Source organism: Vibrio sp. 1CM23M (assembly GCF_023161755.1).
GTDB lineage: Bacteria > Pseudomonadota > Gammaproteobacteria > Enterobacterales > Vibrionaceae > Vibrio > Vibrio coralliirubri.
The window spans coordinates 223,034-245,850 of the sequence record NZ_JALNTR010000006.1 but is presented as its reverse complement, the minus strand read 5'-3'; the positions used below and the strand labels follow the sequence as shown (position 1 = coordinate 245,850).

The following is a 22,817-nucleotide window of genomic DNA, read 5'->3' as shown; positions in this document are numbered from 1 at the left end:
TATTGTCTTTGTGATTTTACTTTCATGACACTCAATGCTCTGTATTAAGTGTCTACTTTTATGGGGTCACATCAGATACGAGATAAATGGGGAGTTTAAAAAGGTTGTTGGGATAAAACAAAGGGAAGAAAAAAAATATCGTGGCATAGCCGGGGGGACTATACCACGGGTGCCAATGACACCTTCGCTTGCTGCCGGAGTGATATAGCAAAGCCATATCACCTCTGGAATAAAATTAAAGAGAAGTAGTTTCTCTTCGATGGAGTAACTATACGTCCAGCCACTTATTTTACTTATAAAATTAACGACAGATGCCTATGAGAAAACCGACATTATCTTAAGTGGTTGATAAATAATAACTTGTTTTTGGTGGGGAGGATTTGTACTAGTGAGGTGGTTCTCGCTAGTTGTTGAAAGTAACGTTTTTGACGTAAACGTTTTTAACGAAATTTACGAGTATGTATTTTCGAAAACATTGATTTCACACAATAGAATTGTGGGCATGTATGTGTATTATAGCGTTAATAACAATCTTTCTCATTATCAGTCACGAATTGGGTACTTATGAAACTCTCACAACTAGAGCAAGGAAAGGCGGCTTCTATTGTTGCACTAACAGGTTTAACACCAGACGTAAGGAAGAAACTTATGGTCATGGGTATGTTGCCAAAAACCGAGGTGACGCTTATCCGCCGTGCACCTATGGGTGATCCGCTTCAAGTTGAAGTGAGAGGTGTTTCTATCGCCATTCGTGAAAGCATTGCAGAACAAATCGAGGTTATCTAAATGGATTATCAAGTTCTTACCGTTGGTAACCCGAATAGCGGTAAAACAACACTGTTCAACGCACTGACTGGTGCTAAGCAGCACGTTGGTAACTGGGTTGGTGTAACTGTTGAAAAGAAGACCGGTTTATACTCTCACGCTGGTGATCAGTTTCAACTAACGGATTTACCGGGTATCTACGCGCTAGACAGTGGTAATGATGCGAACAGCATCGATGAGTCTATCGCGTCTCGCGCTGTTTTAACTCACCCAGCAGATGTGATCATCAATGTTGTCGACGCTAGCTGTCTAGAACGAAGCTTATACATGACATTACAACTACGTGAGTTGGGTCGCCCAATGATCGTTGTGTTGAACAAAATGGATGTATTGAAGCGCGAACGTCAGGTGATTAACCTTAAAGCGCTAGAGAAAGAGCTAGGTTGCCCAGTTCTAAGCTTGTCTGCAAACGACAAAGGTCAAGTGGTTCGTTTTAAAGAACGCCTGCATAAACTGCTTGTTCAAGGTGTGAGCCTTGACCCTATCTCTATTGATTACGATGTCGCGTTAGAAGCTCTTATCCCTTCTGTTGAGTCACAATTTGATGATGCTGACGTATCTCACCGAGCACTAGCGATTCGTGCTTTAGAAAATGATTACTTGGTATTGAATGGACTGGCTCCACAAACTCGCACTCAAATTGATAGCGTGCGTCTTGGTGCCGATTTCGATATTGACCTTGCTGTTGCTGACGCTAAATACACTTTCTTACATGACCTTTGTAAACGTGTTCGTCGCAGCGAAGGCAAACTAAGCCGTAACTTTACAGAGAAAGCCGATCAATTCATTTTGAACAAATGGGTCGGTATTCCTTTCTTCTTCGTCATCATGTACCTAATGTTCATGTTCTCTATCAATATCGGTAGTGCGTTTATCGACTTCTTCGATATTGGTGTTGGGGCAATATTAGTTGATGGTGGACACCACTTATTGGATGGCCATTTACCGGTTTGGTTAGTCACTGTACTTGCTGATGGTATTGGCGGTGGTATCCAAACGGTTGCGACCTTTATTCCTGTTATCGCTGCGCTTTATCTATTCTTAGCGGTACTAGAAAGCTCAGGCTACATGGCTCGTGCTGCATTCGTACTTGATAAAGTGATGCAGAAGATTGGTTTACCGGGTAAAGCATTTGTCCCACTTGTACTGGGCTTTGGTTGTAACGTGCCTTCAATCATGGCAACTCGTACTCTTGACCAAGAGCGCGAACGTAAACTGGCAGCATCAATGGCGCCGTTTATGTCATGTGGTGCTCGTTTACCGGTATACGCACTGTTCGCAGCGGCGTTCTTCCCTGGTGCAGGACAAAACGTAGTATTCGCTCTGTACATCATGGGTATCGTTGCTTCTGTGTTCACGGGCCTTTTCCTGAAAAACACGATCTACCCAGGTAGCAGCGATAGTTTAGTAATGGAAATGCCAGATTACGAATTGCCGACAGTGCAAAACGTAATGCTGAAAACTTGGCAGAAGCTGAAGCGTTTCGTACTTGGTGCAGGTAAAACAATCGTGATGGTTGTGGCTATTCTTAGCTTCCTAAACTCTCTAGGTATGGACGGTAGCTTTGGTAACGAAGACAGCGAAAACTCAGTACTGTCTAAAGCGGCTCAAGTTGTAACGCCTGTATTCCAACCGATTGGTATCACTGAAGAGAACTGGCCTGCAACGGTTGGTATCATCACGGGTATTTTCGCTAAAGAAGCTGTTGTAGGTACATTAAATAGCCTATACACAACGCCTTCTGATGAAGACGCGGCTGAGTTTGACTTAGCAGCAAGCTTGCAAGAAGCGGTAATGACAATCCCTGAAAACCTAGCCGGTTTGAGCTACTCAGATCCATTAGGTATTGAAGTTGGCGACTTGTCTGACTCTAATTCTGTAGCAGCTGACCAAGAAGTCGATACATCTATCTTTGGTAACTTGAAAGACAAGTTTGTATCTGGTCATGCGGCATTCGCTTACTTGATTCTTATCCTGCTTTACACGCCTTGTGTGGCAGCGATGGGTGCTTATGTTCGTGAATTTGGTCAGACGTTTGCACGCTTCATCGCGGTTTGGACGATGGCTCTTGGTTACTTTGGTGCGACTTTCTACTACCAAGCGGCAAACTTTGCTGCACACCCAGTGACAAGTGCAGTATGGATGGTGGCGATTGCTGGTGGTTTTGTGGTGACGTATCGCGTCTTCAAGAAAGTGGGCAGTAAGCAGAAAGCACTAGAGGTGCAAGTAGTATGATTTTAACTGAACTTCATCAATACATTGATAGCCAAGGCGTTGCGGCTCGTAAAGAGCTCGCTGCAAAGTTTGGCATGAGTGAAGATGGCGTCGATGCGATGCTGAGTGTGTGGGTCAAGAAAGGGAAAATTTCTCGCTTGGTCGATACGAATAAGCATGGTCATACAACGCGTATTCGCTACACCATCAGCAAACAAGATGGTTTGTCGCTTAACGTGATGATGTAGTTCAGGTCTTCAGACTCTCGTTGAAAAAGGCGAGATTAGAAAATGACATAGCCGCTTATCTAAGATGAGCGGCTTTTTGTTATGTGTCTTTTCTGAAGTGTTTTGCTTTAAAGCTCAATGAGATGAACTCGAATTATGCTTTCTTGAAGATAGAGCTCAGTGACAGAACGTTTTGAATACGAGTCAGGATAGCAGCTTGATCTTCTTCATTGCGCTGTTCACCTTTGGTATTTCCCCATACTGGGCCAGGCCAAGCAATGTCGTCTTTAAAGCGTGCAATATGGTGAATGTGCAGTTGTGGCACCATGTTACCCAGCGCGCCAAGGTTCAATTTGTCTGGTTGGAACGTGGCTTCTAGTGCTTGGCTTACCGCCTGAGATTCATGTAGGAACTGCTGTTGCTCTTTCATTGGTAAGTGGTGCAACTCTTTTAGGTTGGCACGTTTTGGTACCAAGATAACCCAAGGCACTGCGTTATCTTTGTGCAGCAGGGCTAAGCTCAGTGGAAATTCGCCGATAAGTGTGGTGTCTTTTGCAAGTTGCGGGTGAAGTTCAAAGCTCATGATCTTTCCAATTAATTGTTTTACATGAGTATAAGGTCGGAGTTTGAATGTGGCTAGGGCTTACGTTCTCAATAAGCAGATTCCCTATCACGTTCGTGCCTCACTGTAGGGAATGACGTTTGGGGAAGTGGTGGTGTATTGCTTTGCTAGTGTTACGCGCCTAGAGGTGGATTCTCAATGACGTTGGTTCTTCACTAAAGGAAGTGACGATTGGAGAGAGTGATAACGAATTGGTTTTCTGTTGTTACGTGTTTTAGGGGACTCCCTATCACGTTCGTGCCTCACTGTAGGGAATGACGTTTGGGGAAAGTAATAACGATTTGGTGTGACTTGATGGCGTATCATTGATGCTGTCTTGGATTCACTACACCTATTCTCGTCATCTCCTAGAGCGACGAAAGAGCGAAATAGGAGCTCTCTTGCGTATAGGTTAGCTAATCGTATAAATAATCGAGTAAACAAACCTCCAGATAAAACAAAAGGTTGACGCTTTCACGTCAACCTTTCTAATTATCTCGAATCTCGAATCTCGAATCTCGAATCTCGAATCTCGAATCGCTTACATGCGCTCTAGAGTGTCGATACCTAGAAGCGATAGACCTTGCTTGATCGTCTTCGCTGTTAGTGCAGCAAGCTTCAGACGGCTCTGCTTAACAGCTTCGTCTTCAGCAACTAGGATAGGGCACGCTTCGTAGAAGCTAGAGAATTGACCAGCTAGTTCGAACAGGTAGCTACACATGATGTGTGGTTGACCTTCACGAGCAACGGACTGAACTGCTTCTTCAAACTGTAGAAGTTTCGCGATAAGTGCTTTCTCTTTCTCTTCAGTGATTTTGATTTCACCTTCAAGAGAGTCCATAGAAATGCCAGCTTTAGCAAATACAGAAGCAACGCGAGTGTATGCGTACTGCATGTACGGTGCTGTGTTGCCTTCGAATGCAAGCATGTTGTCCCAATCGAACACGTAGTCAGTAGTACGGTGCTTAGAAAGGTCTGCGTACTTAACCGCTGCCATAGCAACTGTGTTCGCGATCGCTTTCTTCTCGTCTTCTGCTAGTTCTGGGTTTTTAGATTCGATTAGCTGCGCTGCACGAACTTCGGCTTCATCAAGAAGATCAGCAAGACGAACCGTACCGCCTGCACGAGTCTTGAATGGCTTACCATCTTTACCTAGCATCATGCCGAACGCGTGGTGCTCAAGAGAAACAGATTCTGGGATGTAACCTGCTTTGCGAACGATAGTCCAAGCTTGCATTAGGTGTTGGTGCTGACGTGAGTCGATGAAGTAAAGTACGCGGTCTGCGCCTAGTTCTTCAAAACGGTATTTTGCACAAGCGATATCTGTTGTTGTGTAAAGGAAGCCGCCGTCACGTTTCTGGATGATAACGCCCATTGGGTCGCCATCTTTGTTTTTGTATTCGTCTAGGAATACAACCTGTGCGCCGTCATCTTCTTTAGCAAGACCTTGCTCTTTTAGGTCAGCAACAATAGTTGGAAGCATGTGGTTGTACATGCTTTCGCCCATTACGTCATCACGTGTTAGAGACACGTTTAGGCGATCGTAGTTACGTTGGTTTTGAATCATTGTTACGTCAACAAGTTTCTTCCACATCTCTGCGCAGAACTCGTCGCCGCTTTGCAGTTTAACAACGTAGCCACGTGCTTTAAGTGCAAACTCTTCGTCTTCATCGTAAAGCTTTTTAGATTCACGGTAGAAGCCTTCAAGGTCAGCAAGTTCCATTGAAACTTCGCCAGACTCAGCCTGAACGCGCTCAAGGTTTGCGATAAGCATACCAAATTGAGTACCCCAGTCGCCGATGTGGTTAGCACGGATAACGTTGTGGCCTAGGAACTCAAGAGTACGAACTACCGCATCACCGATGATCGTTGAACGTAGGTGGCCAACGTGCATCTCTTTCGCAACGTTTGGTGCAGAGTAATCCGCAACAATTGTTTGTGTTTCTGCTACAGCAACACCAAGGCGAGAATCAGCCAATGCTGCGTCTGCTTGTTGTGCTAGGAAAGCTTCATCTAGGAAGATGTTAAGGAAACCTGGGCCTGCGATTTCTACTTTAGAAGCGATACCGTCTAGGTTTAGAACGTCCAATACTTTTTGAGCAAATTCTCGAGGATTAGTGCCTAGTCGCTTAGCAACGCCCATAACGCCGTTTGCTTGGTAGTCACCAAATTGTGGTTTTGCAGATTGGCGAACAGCCGCAGGAGAGCCTGCAGGTGCGCCAGCGGCTTCTAGAGCCTGAGATACTTTGTCATTAATAAGTGCTTGGATATTCACACGCGTTTCCTTCAATTCAAGGATGATAAGAGTGGCCGTTATTTCGAGGTCATTAAATTGGTTAATTATGCGTCTAGTTAACGATTTAATGCCGAAATGAACAACAGACACTGTTTAAGTTCACAAAAATGGCGTTAATCATACCAATTTTGTGGGGTTTCTTATAGGTCGAATTGATAGAAAATTAACATTTCCTGAGTGGTTTTTGACAATCGACTTTTAGCAAGACGCGTTTGCATGTTTAAGGAGCAGAAAGAACATACTTATTGAGTATTTTTTGTAAAAGCAACGCTTGTTGCAAAAGGCAAAACTGATAACATGCAGCCATTATTTGGAGAACACAGACAATGATGATGAGCCTGAAGCAAGCTGAACTAGAACCACAACAAATGATCGCCCGCCTTGATACATTTATGGCAAAAATCGAGAACCTAGGAAATACATTAGGTTTGGATTTAAGCTTTGTTCAAGCGGATCATATTGCGCTGCGAATCAATGACACTGAGCTAGCGAAATCTGCGCATCAAGCATGGTCTGAGTACGGCTCTACGATTTCAGAGGCGATGATTAATGGTCGTCCAATTGTGGTGTTGGCTTTCGATGAACCGTTGCAAAGTCTTGGCTGGAGCATTGAATGCTTAGAGCTGCCATATCCAGCTGAAGGTAAGATTTACCCAAGCCAAGATTGGGAACATGTAGAGTTTGTGATTCCCTCTCACGCCCAAACGGCTGATGAGTATTTAGCGGATCTTAAAGAAACTTACCCGCAGTTCGCTGCTAACTTTGAAACGCTGGCTGAGAAAGGCGTTAAGATCAAACTCTCTAGCCCGAAAGGCGAGGGTGAACGCTTGAATAACCCAACAGTGGCTTTTAAACATCAAGGGATTTGCATCAAGCTGCATCCACACTCACTTAAGCGTATTGTCGAATCAGAACAGGCTTAATTTGAATAGAGAGTTGCTAGGAAAAGATTCCTGATCTCGCCTAGGCTCGTCGGAATGACGGGGTGTTCGATGAAATTTGCCAGAGTCTATCTTTGGGTACTGACAAACTGAGCGTTCGAGGGCGTATGTTAGAGCTTATTGCTCGAAGATTCGTCACCGAGTTCGTCATTCCCGATAGCGACGAAGGAGCGTAGTCAGGAATATCATAAAGCGAACTGATGACCAATAGTTTCGGTTTGTAGTTTGTTGGAAAGAGATTCCTGATCTCGCCTAGATTCATCGGAATGACGGGGTGTTTGATAGTGTTTGCCAGAGTCTCTCTTTGGATAGTGACAGACTGAGCGTTTGAGGGCGTATGTTAGAGCCTATAGCTAGAAGGTTCATCACCGACTTCGTCATTCCCGATAGCGACGAAGGAGCGTAATTGGGAATCTCGTAAAGCGAGTCTGATCATCAGATACTAAAAACGCGCGATGGGCTGTCCCTATTGCGCGTTTTTTTATTGGGTTTTAACTGGAAGTCTTACCGGAAATCGATATCCGACTTACAGAATCACAGTCTTGTTGCCGTAAACAAACACATGATCATTGATCACCTTGTTTAGCGCCTTACTTAATACATTCTTCTCTACGTCACGACCTGCTTGCGCCATATCTTTCGCGCTGAAGCTGTGATCCACAGGGATAACATCTTGCTTAATGATTGGGCCTTCATCCAAATCATTAGTCACAAAGTGTGCCGTTGCGCCAATGATCTTCACGCCGCGCTCATACGCTTGTTGGTATGGCTTTGCGCCAATGAATGCTGGCAAAAAGCTGTGGTGGATATTGATGATCTTGTGGTTGTACTTTTCAACAAACCCCGGAGTCAGCACTCGCATGTACTTAGCCAAAACAAGGTAATCAGCCTCGTATTGGTCAATTACTTCTAGCATCTTCTTCTCATGTTCTTCACGGTTTAGCCCTTCGTGAGAAACATGGTGGTAAGGGATGTCAAAACGCTCGGTTAGGCTTTGTAGAATGTCGTAGTTACCGACAACCGCCGCAATTTCAACGTCTAAGCTGCCATCGAAATTCTTCATTAGAATGTCGCCAAGGCAGTGTGCTTCCTTGGTCACGAGTATCACAACACGCTTGCGAGATGAATCAACAAGTTTACGTTTCGTGTTTGGTGGCAGGGCTTGGTCTAAATCGGCAAGCAAGGTTTCATCATTGAAATAGCCTTCAAGCTCGGTGCGCATAAAGAAGTGGCCACTTGTGTTATCTACGAACTCATTGTTGTGAATAATATTGAGTTGGTGCTTATAACAAATGTTGGTGATCTTAGAGATGAGGCCCGGGGCATCAGTACAATGTGTTAGTAAAGTTTTTCTTTCCATTTGCATCTTACTTCCATGAAATATTTTTATTCTTCAAATTAAATGCAGGCCGTCGAACGGTGAACTGAGCCGCAATATCACCGTTATAATTAATCTATTATCAAGTTGGTTTCAACAAATTCTGCTGCTCATTTATCGCTTTGATAAATTGTTTGATATAGAAATATCAGTTTTTAGATAGAAAAACAGGCAGAAGCTTCATTTTTAAAAGTTTTGACCGTAGTACGCATTTGAACTTCAACCGAGGCACTTACGCCTTGGCCAAAAATAGAGGTGATACTTATGGATAAAGAGTTACTAGCCAAAAAACTGTACTGCAAGCGAGTGAATTCATTGGCGAGAGGTACCGAGTTAGATGGTCATGTTCTAGATGAAATGTGGGAAAGTAAGACCTCACCAACCGATGCAGCGAAAGCCATACAGCACGGTGATAACCATTTTGAAGGTGCCCCTTGGCTGTCACGTTATCTAAGTCGAAAATAAAAACGATTCTCTAATTCCTACTTCTTCAGTTCTTACCTTCGGGGTAACTTAAGTCACGTCAAACTAAACCAAACACCTCCGGTGCGAAGTCATTCTTGATTCGCGCCGGCTCACTAAACCTGCCATAATTCGCCTTCTATTTTTCTAAACTTCGTACTCTATGATATCTAAAACGTTTTCTGCTGATGGTGCTCTGGGTAAAGCGATCCCCGGGTTTCAACCACGACAAGCTCAGCTAGACATGGCTGAAGCGGTTTCACAAGCTATTGAGAAACAGAGCCAATTAGTTGTTGAAGCAGGAACGGGTACCGGTAAGACCTTTGCTTACTTAGTGCCAGCGCTGCTGAGTGGTAAGAAAACCATCATTAGTACGGGGTCTAAAAACCTTCAAGAACAGCTGTTTCACCGAGATTTACCCTTGATGGTCGATGCGCTTGGCTTTTATGGTCAGGTTGCGTTACTCAAAGGGCGTTCAAACTATTTGTGTTTGGACAGGCTCAGCCGTCAAATGATCGAGAGTCATGGCGCTCATACCGACCCAACGCTACTGGCTCAGTTAGTCAAAGTGCGTAGTTGGTCGTCATCCACACAAACGGGTGATTTGGGCGATTGTGATGATATCGCCGAAGACAGCCCAGTTATCCCGACTATTACCTCGACTAATGACAATTGCTTAGGCAAAGAGTGCCCAAGCTACACTGATTGCTTCGTGCTTAAGGCGCGTAAAAAAGCGATGGACTCTGATGTCGTTGTAGTGAACCACCACTTGTTCTTAGCGGATTTAGCGATTAAAGAGACCGGATTCGGTGAGCTGATTCCTGAAGCCGATGTGTTTATTTTCGATGAAGCGCATCAACTTCCCGATATTGCTAGCCAATATTTTGGTCAGTCTATGTCGAGCCGACAGATTAATGAGCTCGCTAAAGACATCGAAATTGCCTACCGAACTGAAGCGAAAGACATGCGTCAGTTACAAAAGGTGGGTGATAGGCTCGTTCAGTCTGCCGCCGATTTACGCATTGTGTTGGGTGATACTGGCTTTCGTGGTAATTGGCGTGAGGCCTTAAAATCTGAGTCGATTGCACGAGAACTTGTTCGTCTACAAGATGCGCTGCAACTGGCCGTCGATGTATTGAAGCTAGCATTGGGTCGAAGCCAACTGTTAGACACGGCTTTCGAACGTGCAAACATGATTAAGTCACGCATTGAACGTGTGTGCGATGTGTCGATTACGGGATACTCCTATTGGTATGACACAACACCAAGGCAATTCGCTTTGCACATCACACCATTGTCAGTCGCAGATAAATTCCACGAACAGATTGAACTGAAGCCGGGCGCTTGGGTGTTTACCTCGGCAACCTTGGCGGTGTCAGATGATTTTGACCACTTTACCTCTCGACTGGGCTTAAAGCCGTCGGCTCAGTTTTCACTGCCGAGCCCATTTGATTATCCGAATCAGGCACGTTTATGTGTGCCTCGCTATCTTCCAGAACCGAACAGCCCTGGGTTGGCGGATAAGCTAGTTCGAATGCTGACTCCTGTGATCGAGCAAAACCAAGGCCGCTGTTTCTTCTTGTGTACTTCACACAGCATGATGAAAGAGTTGGGCGAGCGATTCCGAGAAACCCTCACGGTTCCCGTTCTATTGCAAGGTGAAACAAGTAAGCAAAAAACCTTAGCCGAGTTCATGGAATTGGGTAACGCATTGCTCGTAGCGACAGGCGCTTTCTGGGAGGGGATAGATGTTAGGGGCGACGCATTAAGCTGTGTTATCATCGACAAATTGCCCTTTATGGCCCCTGATGACCCTTTACTTAAGGCTCGAATCGAGGACTGTAAGCTAAAAGGGGGTGATCCTTTTGCACAGGTACAGTTGCCAGATGCTGTGATTACCTTGAAACAAGGTGTCGGCCGATTGATACGTGACAAGCGCGATAATGGCGCTTTGATTATTTGCGATAACCGATTGGTGACTCGCGATTACGGTGGCATATTTTTGGCGAGTTTACCGCCTATCCCACGTACCCGTGACTTAGGGGTCATTAAAGAATTCTTAGCTAAAGACCATTCAACCGTTGCTGATTAATTGGCATTGTTGAGTTTAGCCATTATTTTTAGATTAGATAACAGATATTTGAGACACAAATGAGCGCGAAAATTCTTGCAGTAGATACCGCAACTGAAAACTGTTCAGTTGCATTAGTAATGGGTGACCAGGTGTTCGCACGTAGCGAAGAGGCTCCTCGAGACCATACGAAAAAAATTCTACCTATGGTGGATGAAGTACTGAAAGAAGCGAATGTCGCTTTAACCGATATCGATGCTATCGCGTTTGGCCAAGGCCCAGGCAGTTTCACGGGTGTGCGTATTGGTATTGGTATTGCTCAAGGCTTAGCTTTTGGTGCTGATTTACCGATGATCGGTGTCTCAACACTGGCAGCGATGGCGCAAGGCAGCTACCGTAAATTTGGTGAAACTCACGTTGCGACAGCGATTGATGCGCGCATGAGTGAAGTATACTGGGCTCGTTACAGCCGTGAACAAGATGGTCGTTGGACTGCGGTTGATGCCGAATGTGTAACGCCACCAAGTGAATTGGCTGCGCAGTTAGAAGCAGATTCTGAAACATGGGCGAAAGTCGGTACCGGTTGGGCAGCTTACGCAGAGCATATGGACACATTAGCGATCAACACTAAAGCGTGTGAAGTGCTATTCCCAGAAGCTCAAGATATGGCGTTCCTTGCTCAATTCGCTTATGCAGAAGGTAAAGCGGTTGCAGCAGAAGAGTCTGAGCCAGTTTATCTTCGTGACAAAGTGACTTGGAAGAAACTGCCAGGTCGCGAATAATTTTTACAAGGTTCTGATGCAAATTAGGTCTAAATACGTATTATTTAGATTTGAGAGGGCAGATATTTAGTCATGGTATCAATTAACAACTTACCTCCTTCTTCGATAGGCAGCACGTCTAAGCCGAATCGAATAAAAAAGAAGGAGCAGGCAAAAAAATCTGATGCTAGCACTGCGGTTGGGCAACCGACTAAGGTGGCTAATGCTGTTTCTCACTCTATTCGTCAAGTTAAAGAGTCTGAACTGCACAAGGCTCAAATCCAGTATGATCTTCCAGAAGGCCGAGGACGTAAGGCTATGGAAGAGTATATGGATGTAATGAATCAGGCGAAGAAAGAAGAACTTGCAAAGCTTATCGGTGTCGATATCTACATCTAGAGCTTCTTATTAATGCCTGTTTAAGGACCAGAACCATGTCAAATTATCTCTCTAAATTACGCTTAATAGCCTTTTCTCTTGGTGTCTTGGTACTTGCCGGGTGTTCATCACTTCCTAGCGAGCTTGAAGCAAAATCAGAGCCTGTGATTAGCGATTACCAACAGTGGGTCGACCAACTACCGGATGCGAAAAGTGTTCGATTAGGTGGCGTTATCTCTAAAGTGACCAACTTGAAAGATAAGACTCGAATCGAAGTCGCTAATATGCCGATTTCGAGTAGCGGTAAGCCAGATCTAGACGCAGAGCCAAGCGGACGTTTTGTTGGTTATATTGAAGGGTACGTTGAGCCTCTAAGCTTTGCAGAAGGTCGTCTGATTACTTTGGTTGGTCAGTCAAGTGGGAGTGAAGATGGAAAAATAGGGGAATACCCTTACACCTTCCCTGTAATGAAAGTGGACAACCAACGACTGTGGAACATTACTGAGCGCGTTGTTGTTAATGATTTTGCACCAACCTACTACTCGTGCAGAAGTTTACATTGTCGCAGTTTTCAAACGATGCCAAGACAAGGTCGAGTGATACAGGACGTAGAGTAATTAACTTTTTAGACGTTGATTGCGCAAACAGATGGAACTAAGTGTTTGATGATTGAAAAGTCATACTCCCTCGCGAGCGGGACGCTTGCAACACAACAGATTGGCAACCCACAAACGACCGCAACGACGGTCGTTTTTATTCATGGGTGGTTGGACAATTCGTCCAGTTTTAACCAGGTTATGCAGCAAGTCGCCAAGTTTGCGCCCAATGCTCACCTTATTGCTATCGACCTTTTCGGACACGGCTTCTCGTCGCACAAATCGGGAAGTTACTACCCATTTCATGATTATATTGATGACTTGCATCAGTTGGTGACTAAATTATCGCCAAACAGACTGGTACTAGTAGGACATTCACTTGGTGCATTGATAGCAAGTTGCTATAGTGCCGCCTTTCCTGAAAAGGTGTCAGGATTAATTCAAATTGAAGGTCACGGACCTCTTTCTGAAGCTCCCCACGAAACAGTCTCTCGCTTGAGAGATGGGGTACTCAGTCGTCTTCGACAGCGAAGAAAGCCTTCACGTCCTCTGGCAAGCCTTGAGGATGCTATTAAGCTGAGAGCTCACGCCAACCAAATTAATGCTGAATTAATCGCTCCTATTGTTGAGCGAGGTATTGTCGAGTTCGAGAACTCTTGGCAATGGCGATGTGACCCTAATCTAAAATGTGACTCGTTATATCGAATGTCACAGGCGCACGCTGAAGCGATTATGGCGGCTATTGAATGCCCTCAATTAATAATCCTAGGGAATGATGGATTCCGACATTTGCAGCATAATCGCTACAAATCAGTGCATAGTCCTCTGCATATAGAGACTGTTCCTGGCGGACATCATTGTCATTTAGAGAGCCCAGAGCTAGTTTCAGAGCTAATTCTTGGTGTAGTTAACAAAATTTAAACAAGTGTTTGAGCCTTTTAGTGCTCATGCACTAAAGCTGTGCTGTAATACCGCAATGATAAAAAGCGGCGAAGCAGTCGTCAGCTGATAAACGAGGAGTAACATCGTGGATAAACCTTGGCTTTCACGTTATCCAAGTGACGTACCAGAAACGATCAACCCAGATCAGTACCCATCTCTTGTAGAAATGTTTGAACAGTCGGTACAGAAGTACGCGGACCAACCTGCATTCGAGAACATGGGCTCGATTATGACATTCCGTAAGCTTGAAGAGCGCAGCCGTGCTTTTGCCGCTTACCTGCAGAATGACTTGAAACTGAAGAAGGGCGATCGCGTCGCGCTAATGATGCCAAACCTACTGCAATACCCAGTTGCACTATTTGGTGTATTGCGTGCAGGTATGATTGCAGTGAACGTCAACCCACTGTACACACCTCGTGAGCTTGAACATCAACTGAACGATTCTGGTGCAAAGGCGATTGTTATCGTATCTAACTTTGCGAGCACGCTAGAGAAAGTTGTTGATAACACGCCGGTTAAACACGTTGTTCTAACCAGCCTAGGGCAAATGCTGCCACGCGCGAAAGGGACAATTGTCGACTTCGTAGTGAAATACGTAAAAGGCATGGTGCCTAAGTATGATCTGCCGGGTGCTATCTCATTCAGAAAAGCGCTGCACAAAGGTCGTCGTCTTCAATATGTGAAGCCGTTCATGGCGGGCGATGACATCGCGTTCCTGCAGTACACCGGTGGTACTACGGGTGTAGCGAAGGGCGCAATCCTAACGCACCGTAATATGATCGCGAACGTACTGCAAGCGAAAGGGGCTTACGGTCCTGTTCTGCAAGAAGGTCGCGAGTTGGTTGTAACGGCATTACCGCTTTACCACGTATTTGCACTGACGGTGAACTGCTTACTGTTTGTAGAGATGGGTGGTCGTAACCTTCTAATTACTAACCCTCGTGACATTCCTGGCTTTATTAAAGAGCTGCAAAAGGTTCCGTTTACCGCAATTACCGGCGTAAACACCTTGTTTAACGCGCTAGTTAATAACGAAGATTTCCACGAGTTGGATTTCAGTAACCTACGCCTATCTGTTGGCGGCGGCATGGCGGTTCAACGCGCTGTTGCTGAGCAATGGAAGAAAGCGACAGGCATTCACCTATTGGAAGGCTATGGCTTAACCGAGTGTTCTCCATTGGTAACAGGTAACCCATACGACCTTAAAGACTACACAGGTGCTATTGGCCTACCTGTACCATCGACAGAAGTTCGTATTGTTGATGATGAAGGCAAGGTTATTGCTAATGACCAAGTAGGCGAACTACAAGTTCGTGGTCCTCAAGTGATGCAAGGTTACTGGCAGCGCCCTGAAGCGACTAAAGAAGTGATCGATCAAGACGGTTGGTTATCGACAGGTGACATCGTTAAGTTTGATGACGAAGGCTTGTTGTACATCGTAGACCGTAAGAAAGACATGATTCTTGTGTCTGGATTCAACGTTTACCCGAACGAGATTGAAGACGTAGTGGCTCTGCACGGTAAAGTGTTAGAAGTAGCAGCTATCGGCCAGCCTCATGAAGTGTCTGGTGAGTTAGTTAAGATCTACGTGGTTAAGCGTGACCCTAGCCTGACCAAAGAAGACATTATCGCGCACTGTCGTGAGCACTTAACGGGTTACAAGATCCCTAAATTAGTCGAGTTCAGAGATGATCTTCCAAAGACTAACGTAGGTAAGATCTTACGCCGCGTACTGCGTGAAGAAAACGATGCAGAACTTGCGAAACGCGCTAGCGAATAATTAGCCCGTTTACGCGAAAGTACTGCACCATAACCATAGAGGCGCTTAATCTAAGCGAGCGCTGAAAAATGGTGTTAGAATGCCGACAGTTAATGTCGGCATTTTTGTATCCGGCGATCAAATAGAAACCTGTGAGAGTTTTTGTGGATTATCAAATCATTACCCAATTGAAAGACCTTGAGCGAGTTTGCCAACAAGCACGTGAAGCCGATGTCGTTATGCTTGATACGGAGTTTGTTCGTACAAGAACCTATTACCCTCAATTAGGCTTAATTCAGTTATTTGATGGTGAAACGCTGTCACTGATTGACCCTATTGCTCTTGGTGAAATGACACCATTTGTTGGATTGTTGAAAGACGCTTCTGTTCTGAAAGTGTTGCACGCTTGTGGTGAAGATTTGGAAGTGTTCCAAAACGCATTTGGCTGCACACCAACCCCAATGGTTGATACCCAGATCATGGCAGCTTTCTTAGGTCATGGTTTATCAACGGGCTTTGCTGCTCTGGTTTCAGAGTTTGTTGGTGTTGATCTCGATAAGAGTGAATCGCGCACTGATTGGCTAGCGCGTCCGCTTTCTCAAAAGCAGTTAGACTATGCTGCGGCAGACGTGCATTACCTAATGCCAATGTACAACAAGCTTCTTGAAAAAGTGATGGAAGCAGGCTGGTGGGAAGCGGCTCAACAAGAGTCTGATTTACAAGTTGCCAAGCGTATTCGTAAAGTAAACCCAGATACAGCCTACCTTGATATTAAAGGGGCGTGGCAGCTTAAACCTAAGCAATTAGCGATCTTACGACCTTTAGCAACTTGGCGTCTAAAAGAAGCAATCAAGCGCGATTTGGCGCTGAACTTTGTCTTCAAAGAACAAGACCTATGGGTTGTGGCGCGTTTTGCGATGAAAGATCCTAAGCACATGGAGCAAGAAGGTTTCGATTACCGCTCTGTGCGTCGCCATGGTGCGAAGATCAGCTCAATTGTTAAGTTAGCTGAACATACACCAGAAGAAGAGTACCCAGCACCAGTAGAACGTCTAATGGACTTCCCTGGCTACAAGCAACTGTTCAAAGTGTTGAAAGATGAAGTGAAAACGGCATCACAGCACAGTGGTTTGGCGACGGAATTCTTGGCATCGAAGAAGCAACTTAACCAAGTGTTAAGCTGGGTGTGGAAGCACGATCGTAACCCAGAGAAGCTGCCTGATGTTATGCAAGGCTGGCGTTTAGATGTGGTTGGCGAAAAGCTGAGTAAAGCGATCAAATAACCGTTTGCTGCTTTAAAGCCTAACTTAGTTACAGCTATAAACTGCACATATAAAAAAGAGAGCCTAGGCTCTCTTTTTTATTCAATCAATACAAGCAAGTGTATTACCTGCCGATCTTGTACAGAAAGATTATCGCTCTTCTTCTGGAAGCTTAACATTCAGCTCTAGCACTGAGATGTCGTCATCTTTGTGTTCAAAAGTCAGATCAACCATTGATGGATCAACCTCAACGTACTTGGCTATACACTTCAAGATGTCTTCTTTTAGTTGCGGCAGGTAAGACGGCGCTGGGTCGTCATGGCTGCGTCGTTCGGCAACAATGATCTGCAAACGTTCTTTGGCTAGGTTTGCGGTTGTCTTTTTCTGTGGTCTAAAAAACTCTAATAATGACATTGTGCATTAGCCCCCGAACAGTCGTTTGAAGATGCCTTTCTTCTGTTCCGTTAAGAAGCGGAAGTCAACTTGGCTACCCAGTAGTCGCTCTACAGTATCATTGTAAGCCATACCTGCGTCGGTTGCTTCGTCAAAGATAACTGGAACACCCTTGTTCGATGCATTGAGTACCGCTTGGCTTTCTGGAATTACACCCAGTAGAGAGATGTGCAGGATTTCTTCAACGTCTTCAACACTGAGCATCTCACCTTGAGTTACACGTGCTGGGTTGTAGCGAGTCAGTAGAAGGTGTGTTTTTACTGGCTCTAAGCCGTCTTCTGAACGACGAGACTTAGAGTCAAGAATACCTAGAATACGGTCTGAATCGCGTACTGAAGAGACTTCTGGGTTCGTGGTTACAATCGCTTCATCAGCGAAGTACAACGCCATCAGAGCGCCTTGTTCGATACCCGCAGGAGAATCACAGATGATGAAATCAAAGCCCATTTCATCCAGTTCATCAAAGACACGACGAACACCATCTTTTGTTAGTGCGTCTTTATCACGAGTTTGAGAAGCAGGAAGAATGAACAGGTTCTCTGTGCGCTTGTCTTTGATCATCGCTTGGTTCAGCGTCGCCTCACCATTGATAACGTTAACGAAGTCGTACACAACACGACGCTCACAACCCATGATTAAATCTAGGTTACGCAGACCGATATCAAAGTCGATAACTGCGGTTTTCTTTCCTTTTAAAGCCAGACCCGAGGCAATAGCTGCACTGGAGGTCGTTTTGCCTACCCCGCCTTTACCTGACGTTACAACGATAATGCGTGCCATTCTGTTTTCCTTTTATTTCTCTTATATTGCGAGGACATCAACGTGTAATACATCGTTTGCCATACTGAACATGGTTTTCTTCTGCCAGTACTCGCTTTCAATTTGATCGCTGAGCCAGTAATTTCCAGCAATGGAAACCAGCTCGGCTTGTAAGTCATTACAAATTATTTTTGCTTCAGTTTGACCACTTGCACCTGCAATCGCACGGCCGCGTAAAGTGCCATGAATATGGATGCTGCCATCGGCAATCACTTCCGCGCCTGCACTCACATGGCTGAGTATCAATAGATCGCCATCTTTCGCATAAACCTGCTGACCAGAACGAATAGGGGTTCTAATCACCTTGATTGGTGCCATCTTCGCTGGAGCTTGAGACGGCGACTTGCTTGCCGTCATCACCGCAAAACCGGCTTCTTTAGCGAGGTTTTGCATTCGCTTATCAGAACAGCCTGCCACACCAACCGGGATCATGCCCGCTTGAGATATACCATTTTTAAGTTGCACAAAATCGATATCGCCCGCGACTTTGCTGATGTTGATAACAACAGGTGCGGCAGCGAAAAACGTAGGTGCTTGGTCTACTTTCTCTTGAAGAAAAGAGACTGCATTTTCGACTTGATCATCGGATAAGTGCAAAACAGATAGCGTAAAGCTGCTACCTTTTAGATCTGGGTTACTAGACATCGAAAAACTACAGGACCTCAATAGCGGATTAGTACAATTTCTTTATCAATAAAATAAAGGGCATTGCCTGAAACTAGGTTTATCATGTTATATTCCCAAACCAAGCACAGCAAGTAATCTTGTTGTCAAATGGACGTTTTGTTCCCAATATTTCCCTAACATAAACTATTGATCTCGCAAGTGAGAGTTTTGTAGTCATAATCAATTAAAAGGTTTGTCATGCTGTGTTCTATATATAAAAGCTCAAAGAAAGAAGGAACATACCTTTATATCCCTAAGAAGGATGATTTTTCACAAGTTCCTGACGCATTGATGCAAATGTTTGGTAAACCTAGTTTTGTAATGGTAATTAAAATGGATGGCCGTAAACTGGCTCAAGTAAACATCGAAAAAGTGAAAGAATCACTGAATACCGATGGTTTCTTTTTGCAGGTTCCACCACCACCAGTTAACGAACTTGAGCTTCATAAAGAGCGTAAAGCCCAACAGAAATCTCAAGACGAAGAGTGATAGCCACCTCAATTCAAGGAGGAGTGATCGTTGAGTAAATTTTCGAAAACCATATTGGCTGTGTCGGCATTACTATTGGGTAATAGCCTGACCATAAGTTCAGTACAAGCTGAAGAATTGAGCTTCGAGCAATATGTAGAAAAACTAAAACAACAAGGCCGTGAAGAAGGCATCTCTGAAGCGATCATTGATGAAGCCTTTGATGGTGTAACGTTTAAGCCAAGAGCGGTAAAAGCCGACAAAAACCAACCTGAGAAAAAACTGACTCTGGATGAATACATTCCACGAGCGGTTCCAGATTGGAAAGTGAAGCAAGCAAGGTCACTCTACAAGGAGCATTACACCGCGTTAAAGCGTATTGGTGATGAATATGGTGTTCAACCAAGATTCATTGTCGCGCTATGGGGCGTTGAGAGTAATTTTGGTAAGTTCACGGGCAATTACAGCGTTATCGACGCCCTAACTACCATGGCTTATGAAGGACGCCGAGAAGCTTTCTTCCGTAGCGAAGCGATGGCGGCATTGAAGATTCTTGATCAAGGCCATATTGCACCAAAAGAGATGAAAGGCTCTTGGGCTGGTGCGATGGGTCAACCTCAGTTTATGCCAAGCTCATTCTTAGCTTACGCCGCTGATGGCAGTGGTGATGGCAAGAAAGACATTTGGGGCACTGAAGAAGACGTATTTGCTTCGGCGGCCAATTATCTCAGCCAATCAGGGTGGGATGACAAATATACTTGGGGTCGTCAGGTTCATGTTCCGTCAACTGTGTCGATCGATTTACAAGGTCGAGACGAAGACAAAGCGAAATACTTAAAAGAGTGGTCTGAACTCGGTATTAAACGCTATGACGATCGCCCACTGCCAATGCTTGATGAAGACATTAAAGCTTGGTTAATCATGCCAGATGACGAAGCGGGTCGTTCGTACCTCATTTACAACAACTACAATGTGTTAATGAAGTGGAACCGTTCTTACTACTTTGCTTTGGCAGTTAGCCATCTAGCTGACAGGATTAAGTTTGATTAATCGACCCATTTGATTAATAGACTGAATTTGGTTAAGAGCCTGAGGCCGCTTTGAATAGCATTTGGCCTACCATAGGCAGAACGAACTAAAGGACTCTTCGGAGTCCTTTTTGATTTTATATTTCAGAGATTTAATAAGGTGATCTTGTGCTAACAGATAGAGCTGCACAGATGGTGATATTCCATGCGCTGATCAAGCACGAAGGCTTTACCAGTGCTGCAAAAAGCTTGAACGTTTCGGTGTCTCATATCAGTAAGCAAGTCGCTTTGCTTGAAGACTCAATCGGCATCAAGTTGGTGCAAAGGACAACACGAAGCCTCACGCTGACTGAAGCGGGAGACGTGTTCTATCAACATTGTGAGCAGTTGTTTAACACGGTAAAAGCGGCTCAGATGGATATGGACAGCCAGCGCGATGATATCTCTGGAATCTTGCGCGTCGGGTTGTCGCAGTCATTTGGTACACTGCATATCATTCCGGCGATTGATCAACTCAGACAGCTTTATCCTCAGTTGAGAATCGAGGTCCACTTGTTCGACTATAAGGTGGACATGATTGAAGAGCGCTTGGATCTCTGGATCACCAATAATGAAGACCTGCCTGAAGGTTACATTGCGCAGCGTTTAGCCGACAGCCAGTTTGTGGTGGCTGCGTCACCGGATTATCTGATTAAGGCCGGGACGCCACATGTACCTTCCGATTTGATTGACCATAACTGTCTTATTTATCGCAGCCGTGAAAGAGATTACACATCGTGGGCTTTTGATAACGGGCAAGAAAACCTCAGCGTCAAAGTTGCGGGCGATTACTCAGTCGATTTGGCTGAGGCAGTACGAGACGCGGCAGTATCAGGGTGGGGCGTTGCTTATTTGGCGACTTACTTAGTGAAAGAAGAGTTTAGAACGGGTAAGTTGATTCAAGTATTACCAGAGTGGAGAGCCAGTCAGCTGATGCCATTTTATGCCGTTTACCCGAGTCGAAAGAACATGCCAAAGAAGCTTTCAGCTGTGATTGAGTTCATCAAAGATCATATTGGGTCGCCGACGTATTGGGACAAAAACCTCAAAACGTGCGTTGAACTGCATCGCTAACTGTTTCCTAATCTATAAATATAATTTCCATATGGAAAAAGTACGCTTTTTAATCAAAGTTAATTATTAAAATTCAATAACTTAATTATACTCATAGTTAAATCGTGATTACCCCAACATCACGTTAACAACCTCAGCTTGCCGCAAACGATTTCCTCTATAGAATGCGTCGCCTTTCCTATCTACAACTTTTAGGTTGACGCACATGGCTTCCCTACTTGGAATTATCACTATTTTAGTTGCCGCTTGGTTACTATCTACGGACAGAAAAAATATTCCACTAAGAACAGTCTCTTTGGCTTTCTTATTACAAATCTCATTCGCGCTATTGGTTCTTTATGTACCAATGGGTAAAGAAGCGTTGAATGCAGCCACGGGTGCGGTATCTAGCTTGATCAACTACGGTCAAGAGGGGATTAACTTTCTATTTGGTGGCCTAACGAATAACGGATTTGTTTTCGCGATTAATGTTCTTGGCATCATTATCTTTTTCTCTGCATTGATTTCAGGTTTGTACCACATTGGCTTTATGCCAAAGGTGATCAACCTTATTGGTGGTGCGCTACAGAAGTTCTTGGGTACAGGTCGTGCAGAATCACTGTCTGCGACTGCCAACATCTTTGTCGGCATGATTGAAGCGCCATTGGTGGTTAAACCTTACCTAAAGCACATGACGGATTCACAACTGTTTGCTGTGATGGTGTGTGGTTTGGCTTCTGTTGCTGGTGGTACGTTAGTGGGTTATGCATCGCTTGGCGTTGACTTAAACTTCCTGATCGCTGCGGCATTCATGTCTGCACCAGCCGGTCTATTGATGGCTAAAATCTTAGTACCTGGCAGCCCAGATGACGCTCAAGAAAATATTGAGTCTGATGTAGAAATTCCACGAGCAACAAACGTAGTTGAGGCAATGGCAGATGGGGCTATGTCTGGACTTCGTATTGCCGTTGCAGTGGGTGCAACACTTCTTGCCTTTATCAGTGTGATTGCAATGCTGAATGGCTTGCTAGGTATTGTTGGTGGCTGGTTTGGCGTAAACCTAAGCTTCGAACTTATCCTAGGTTATGTGTTTGCACCCGTTGCATGGCTAATCGGTGTACCGTGGTCTGAGGCTGTGGTTGCAGGTTCATTGATCGGTAACAAGATTGTCGTGAACGAGTTCGTGGCTTTCATCCAGCTAATGGATTCTAAAGAGGCACTGAGTGAGCACTCACAAGCGATCGTAACTTTTGCTCTATGTGGCTTTGCTAACATCTCTACTATGGCAATTCTGATTGGTGGTTTGGGTAGCTTAGTTCCAGAGCGTCGCTCTTTCATCTCACAATATGGCTTCAAAGCAATTTGTGCGGGTGTGTTTGCTAACCTAATGAGTGCAGCGATTGCTGGTGTTGTACTTTCTCTGTAGCTAACTGATCATGACTTTACTCTCCCTATAGTAAAGTGACTGATTAATCACAATAATATTCGGTTAGCGTGAAAAAGAGAGCCTATAGTGTAAGAACGTAGGCTTTCTTATTTCATTGAATAGTTTGTACCACAGGGTGTGGTGCAAACCTT

General features: G+C 44.8%; 22 protein-coding genes. 16 read left to right on the top strand and 6 right to left on the bottom strand.

Features of this window, described 5'->3' with window-relative positions:
• Positions 1-564 precede the first annotated feature (564 nt).
• From MSG35_RS18165 to MSG35_RS18155, 3 genes are read left to right on the top strand one after another with little or no spacing between them, the layout of a single operon-like run.
• Positions 565-786 carry a FeoA family protein gene (locus tag MSG35_RS18165; protein WP_004734203.1) on the top strand — a complete coding sequence of 74 codons (222 nt, stop codon included), beginning with the start codon at positions 565-567 and terminating at the stop codon, positions 784-786.
• A complete protein-coding gene (feoB, locus tag MSG35_RS18160) occupies positions 787-3,060 on the top strand; it encodes a Fe(2+) transporter permease subunit FeoB (protein WP_248384686.1) in 2,274 nt (757 codons plus the stop codon).
• Positions 3,057-3,287 carry a FeoC-like transcriptional regulator gene (locus tag MSG35_RS18155; protein ID WP_248384685.1) on the top strand — a complete coding sequence of 77 codons (231 nt, stop codon included), beginning with the start codon at positions 3,057-3,059 and terminating at the stop codon, positions 3,285-3,287. Before feoB ends, MSG35_RS18155 begins: the two co-directional genes overlap by 4 nt.
• 133 nt (positions 3,288-3,420) lie before the next feature.
• Here MSG35_RS18155 and MSG35_RS18150 read toward each other — a convergent pair whose 3' ends face one another.
• Both MSG35_RS18150 and argS read right to left on the bottom strand, forming a co-directional pair.
• Positions 3,421-3,849, bottom strand: a complete 429-nt coding sequence (locus tag MSG35_RS18150) for an HIT domain-containing protein (RefSeq protein WP_048610423.1) — start codon at positions 3,847-3,849, stop codon at positions 3,421-3,423.
• 559 nt (positions 3,850-4,408) lie between these two features.
• Positions 4,409-6,142 (bottom strand): arginine--tRNA ligase, encoded by a 1,734-nt coding sequence (gene argS, locus MSG35_RS18145; protein ID WP_060982226.1) that lies wholly within the window; start codon positions 6,140-6,142, stop codon positions 4,409-4,411.
• Positions 6,143-6,489: 347 nt separating this feature from the next.
• On the opposite strand from argS, the gene MSG35_RS18140 reads away from it, so the two are divergent.
• Positions 6,490-7,086, top strand: coding sequence for a VOC family protein (locus tag MSG35_RS18140; protein WP_248384684.1), 597 nt, complete (start codon positions 6,490-6,492; stop codon positions 7,084-7,086).
• A gap of 544 nt (positions 7,087-7,630) precedes the next feature.
• Here the strand turns inward: MSG35_RS18140 and purU are convergent.
• Complete coding sequence (gene purU / locus MSG35_RS18135) at positions 7,631-8,464, bottom strand: formyltetrahydrofolate deformylase (RefSeq protein WP_248384683.1); 834 nt, start codon at positions 8,462-8,464, stop codon at positions 7,631-7,633.
• A gap of 282 nt (positions 8,465-8,746) precedes the next feature.
• Here purU and MSG35_RS18130 point away from each other — a divergent pair, with 282 nt between their 5' ends.
• From MSG35_RS18130 to rnd, 8 genes are all read left to right on the top strand, one after another.
• Positions 8,747-8,947: a hypothetical protein gene (locus MSG35_RS18130; protein WP_248384682.1), complete on the top strand. Its 201-nt coding sequence runs from the start codon at positions 8,747-8,749 to the stop codon at positions 8,945-8,947.
• 160 nt (positions 8,948-9,107) lie between these two features.
• On the top strand, positions 9,108-11,036 hold the full coding sequence (locus tag MSG35_RS18125; protein ID WP_248384681.1) for an ATP-dependent DNA helicase: 1,929 nt from the start codon (positions 9,108-9,110) through the stop codon (positions 11,034-11,036).
• 59 nt (positions 11,037-11,095) lie between these two features.
• On the top strand, positions 11,096-11,797 hold the full coding sequence (tsaB, locus tag MSG35_RS18120; RefSeq protein ID WP_050643044.1) for a tRNA (adenosine(37)-N6)-threonylcarbamoyltransferase complex dimerization subunit type 1 TsaB: 702 nt from the start codon (positions 11,096-11,098) through the stop codon (positions 11,795-11,797).
• A 72-nt stretch (positions 11,798-11,869) separates the two neighbouring features.
• On the top strand, positions 11,870-12,175 hold the full coding sequence (locus MSG35_RS18115) for a hypothetical protein (protein ID WP_017062378.1): 306 nt from the start codon (positions 11,870-11,872) through the stop codon (positions 12,173-12,175).
• 35 nt (positions 12,176-12,210) lie between these two features.
• Positions 12,211-12,771: a Slp family lipoprotein gene (locus tag MSG35_RS18110; RefSeq protein WP_050052398.1), complete on the top strand. Its 561-nt coding sequence runs from the start codon at positions 12,211-12,213 to the stop codon at positions 12,769-12,771.
• Between the two features lie 48 nt (positions 12,772-12,819).
• Complete coding sequence (locus tag MSG35_RS18105) at positions 12,820-13,671, top strand: alpha/beta hydrolase (RefSeq protein ID WP_061019546.1); 852 nt, start codon at positions 12,820-12,822, stop codon at positions 13,669-13,671.
• A gap of 106 nt (positions 13,672-13,777) precedes the next feature.
• Positions 13,778-15,472, top strand: coding sequence for a long-chain-fatty-acid--CoA ligase FadD (fadD, locus tag MSG35_RS18100; RefSeq protein WP_061038772.1), 1,695 nt, complete (start codon positions 13,778-13,780; stop codon positions 15,470-15,472).
• 143 nt (positions 15,473-15,615) lie between these two features.
• The gene (rnd, locus tag MSG35_RS18095; RefSeq protein ID WP_248384680.1) at positions 15,616-16,734 is read left to right on the top strand and encodes a ribonuclease D; all 1,119 of its coding nucleotides are present in this window, start codon (positions 15,616-15,618) and stop codon (positions 16,732-16,734) included.
• A 129-nt stretch (positions 16,735-16,863) separates the two neighbouring features.
• Here rnd and minE read toward each other — a convergent pair whose 3' ends face one another.
• Genes minE through minC form a run of 3 tightly spaced genes read right to left on the bottom strand, consistent with a single transcriptional unit; the run spans position 16,864 to position 18,630 of the window.
• Positions 16,864-17,127 (bottom strand): cell division topological specificity factor MinE, encoded by a 264-nt coding sequence (gene minE / locus MSG35_RS18090; RefSeq protein WP_050711744.1) that lies wholly within the window; start codon positions 17,125-17,127, stop codon positions 16,864-16,866.
• A gap of 6 nt (positions 17,128-17,133) precedes the next feature.
• The gene (minD, locus tag MSG35_RS18085; protein WP_009848498.1) at positions 17,134-17,946 is read right to left on the bottom strand and encodes a septum site-determining protein MinD; all 813 of its coding nucleotides are present in this window, start codon (positions 17,944-17,946) and stop codon (positions 17,134-17,136) included.
• A gap of 21 nt (positions 17,947-17,967) precedes the next feature.
• The gene (gene minC, locus MSG35_RS18080) at positions 17,968-18,630 is read right to left on the bottom strand and encodes a septum site-determining protein MinC (RefSeq protein ID WP_017063419.1); all 663 of its coding nucleotides are present in this window, start codon (positions 18,628-18,630) and stop codon (positions 17,968-17,970) included.
• Between the two features lie 219 nt (positions 18,631-18,849).
• On the opposite strand from minC, the gene MSG35_RS18075 reads away from it, so the two are divergent.
• The 4 genes from MSG35_RS18075 (at position 18,850) to MSG35_RS18060 (ending at position 22,665) form a co-directional block, all read left to right on the top strand.
• A complete protein-coding gene (locus MSG35_RS18075; protein WP_017062372.1) occupies positions 18,850-19,140 on the top strand; it encodes a YcgL domain-containing protein in 291 nt (96 codons plus the stop codon).
• A 30-nt stretch (positions 19,141-19,170) separates the two neighbouring features.
• Positions 19,171-20,169: a lytic murein transglycosylase gene (locus MSG35_RS18070; protein ID WP_248384679.1), complete on the top strand. Its 999-nt coding sequence runs from the start codon at positions 19,171-19,173 to the stop codon at positions 20,167-20,169.
• Positions 20,170-20,339: 170 nt separating this feature from the next.
• Entirely contained in the window at positions 20,340-21,260 is a 921-nt protein-coding gene (locus MSG35_RS18065; protein WP_017063421.1) for a LysR family transcriptional regulator, read from the top strand.
• A gap of 205 nt (positions 21,261-21,465) precedes the next feature.
• Positions 21,466-22,665, top strand: a complete 1,200-nt coding sequence (locus MSG35_RS18060) for a NupC/NupG family nucleoside CNT transporter (protein ID WP_248384678.1) — start codon at positions 21,466-21,468, stop codon at positions 22,663-22,665.
• The last annotated feature ends 152 nt before the right edge of the window (positions 22,666-22,817 follow it).